Raw genomic sequence first — 2,544 nt, 5'->3', positions numbered from 1 at the left:
GGGCAGGCGCCGAAGCACGCGCCGCAGCAGATGCACTTGGCTTCGTCAACCATGAGCGTCTTTTTGCCGTCAACGACGGTCGGGCGAATCGCGGCGACCGGGCAGCGGGCGACCGCTTTCGGCAGCTCGCAGGTCTTGACGAGGTGGTCGTGGTTGATGCGCGGGGGACGGGTGTGCTTGACGACGACGGCGATGTCGGCCTGGCCGCCGCAGTTGATCGAGCAGCACGAGGTCGAAAGACGCACCTTGTTGGGCATCTGCATATCCTTGAACTCGTTATAAACGGTGTCCATCATCGACTTCACCACGCCGGAGGCGTCGGTGGCCGGAATGTCGCAGTGCAGCCAGCCTTGCGTGTGCGAGACTGCCGAGACGCACATGCCGGTGCCGCCGACCGGGAAGCCGAGCGATTCGAGTTCCGCGATCATCGGCTCGACGTTCTCGCCGTTCGGCGTCAGGAACTCGACGTTGTTGCGCACCGTGAAGCGCAGGAAGCCGTCGCTGTACTTGTCGGCCACGTCGCAAAGCAGGCGTACTTTATCGATGGTGTCCTGGCGAGGCGTGCCCGCGCGAACCGTCCAGATGGTGTCGCCGCTCTCGGCCACGTGCTTCAAGACGCCCGGTTTCGGGATTTCATGGTATTTCCACTTGCCGTAGTTTTTCCTGACCACCGGATGCAGCGCCTCTTCGTAGGTGTGCGGACCCGACTCTATGGTCTTCCAGGTTCTTTCCTGACTGCTCATGCTCGTTCCTGTAGGTTGAAGCGCACCGGCTCCTTTCGTGGAGAGCCGATACGACTGAGTTTGTGCTGTTATTTCGTCGCCGCTCTGTTGCTTTGTCCAGAGTCGCGGCTGTCAGTACTTGGCTTTGAAATAGGGGTTGTCCCTCGGACGCGAGATCTGGTTGATGTCGTACTCGATGCCAACGCCGTCGAGGAATTGCTTCAGCCCCACGCGCTCGATGGTTTCGCCGATGCGCTCGTGGTCGAGGCCCGCGTCATCCCACCAGTCGATGATCTCTTCGATCAGTTCGAGGAAGGCTTCGCGGTCTTCGTCGGTCTCCATCTTCATGAACGGCACGATGAGCGATCCCATGTTCACGCCCACTTTCAGCGTGTTCTTGCCGCCCATCAAGAGCGCGATGCCCTTCTCCTTGCCGGGCGAGAGCGCTTTGGACATAGCGTTGATGCAGTGCATACAGCGCACGCAGTCGCCGGTGTCAATCGCGATGTCGCCGTCCCTGAGCGTAATCGCTTTGGTCGGGCAGTGGTTGATGACGTTGTTGACCAGGGCATCCACGCCCTTTTCGGCGATCCAGGCTTTGACCTCGTCGTGGTCGATGTCGATGGCGTCACGCCACGTGCCGATCACCGCGAGGTCGGAGCGCATGATGGCGTTGGTGCAGTCGTTCGGGCAGCCGGAGAATTTGAATTTCAGCTTGTAGTTCCATTCGGGGCGATGGACGCGACCGGAGAAGTACTTGAGCGCGTCGAGGTGCAGCTTGAGGTTGTCGTAGCAGGCGTTGTCGCAACGGCCTGGCCCGATGCACGATACGCCGGTTCTCATGCCAGCGCCCGCGCCGCCGAGATCCCAGCCTTTCTGGTTCAGCTCGTCGAAGCACTCCTGAACCTTGTCCTGCTCGATGCCTTGCAGCATGATGTCGCCGGTCTGGCCGTGCAGGGTGATGATGCCGCTGCCGTATTTTTCCCAGATGTCGCACAGTTCACGCAGCATCGCCGTGTTGTAGTGCAGGCCCGGAGCGGGCTGGATGCGCATCGTGTGGAACTCGGCGGCTTCGGGGAACTTGTCTTTAATCATCGAGTAGCGCGTGATGATGCCCGCGCCATAGCCGTCAACCGTCACCAGGCCGCCTTTCCAGTAGCCCATCTTGGTGTTGTAGGAATATTCGAGCTGGTCGAGCACGCCGCGCAGCATCGGTTTCTCTGTCCGCTCCGCAAGCTCCTTGAAGCCCGATATGAAGCTGGGCCACGGGCCGCTTTCAAGCTGGTCGAGCATCGGCGTTTCGTTCAGGAACTTGCCGTTGCCCGATGATCCGCACCCGCCGCAATGACACGACTCGTTCACAGCGCTGTCGTTAGCACCTTCCATGTTGCCTCCTTTGGTTCTCAGATACTTTGGTGACGGGCGGCCACGTTCGATGATCGCCCGTCAATTCGTTGTGGGTTTGCCTCAGTCGTTTCGCATCAGACGCAGCCGGTCGGCTTGGGAAGACCGGCAATCTTGCAGGCCTGCAACGCCGGGCCTTTCGGGAACATCGCGTACAGGAACTCCGACGCCTGTTTCTTGTCCATCCCTTTTTCGCTCGCAACCGCCTTGGTCAGCACCTTCACGGCAGGCGCAATCTGGTACTCCTTGTAGTAGTTCCGCAGAAACTTCACCAAATCCCAGTGGCTCTCTTCCATCGTGATATCCTCATCTTCGGCGATCTTCACCGCCACATCCTCGGTCCAGTCATCCAGATTCACCAGATAGCCATTCTCGTCCGTCTCGACGCTCATGCCATTGATGTCAATTGCCATAATGA

At 59.7% G+C, this 2,544-nt stretch carries 3 protein-coding genes; all 3 read right to left on the bottom strand.

All coding sequences use genetic code 11. The features are described 5' to 3' along the window. Positions 1-743 (bottom strand): dissimilatory-type sulfite reductase subunit beta (locus tag EST62_RS12820; RefSeq protein ID WP_129052456.1); only part of this gene is annotated, 743 nt, incomplete at its 3' end. A gap of 111 nt (positions 744-854) precedes the next feature. Beyond that, on the bottom strand, positions 855-2,108 hold the full coding sequence (dsrA, locus tag EST62_RS12815) for a dissimilatory-type sulfite reductase subunit alpha (protein ID WP_129052455.1): 1,254 nt from the start codon (positions 2,106-2,108) through the stop codon (positions 855-857). 95 nt (positions 2,109-2,203) lie between these two features. Next, positions 2,204-2,539, bottom strand: coding sequence for a TusE/DsrC/DsvC family sulfur relay protein (locus tag EST62_RS12810; protein ID WP_129052454.1), 336 nt, complete (start codon positions 2,537-2,539; stop codon positions 2,204-2,206). Positions 2,540-2,544 lie beyond the last annotated feature (5 nt).

The sequence above is a fragment of the Chlorobaculum sp. 24CR genome, from assembly GCF_004118635.1.
GTDB lineage: Bacteria > Bacteroidota > Chlorobiia > Chlorobiales > Chlorobiaceae > Chlorobaculum.
This window is presented reverse-complemented; position numbering and strand designations above follow the sequence as displayed.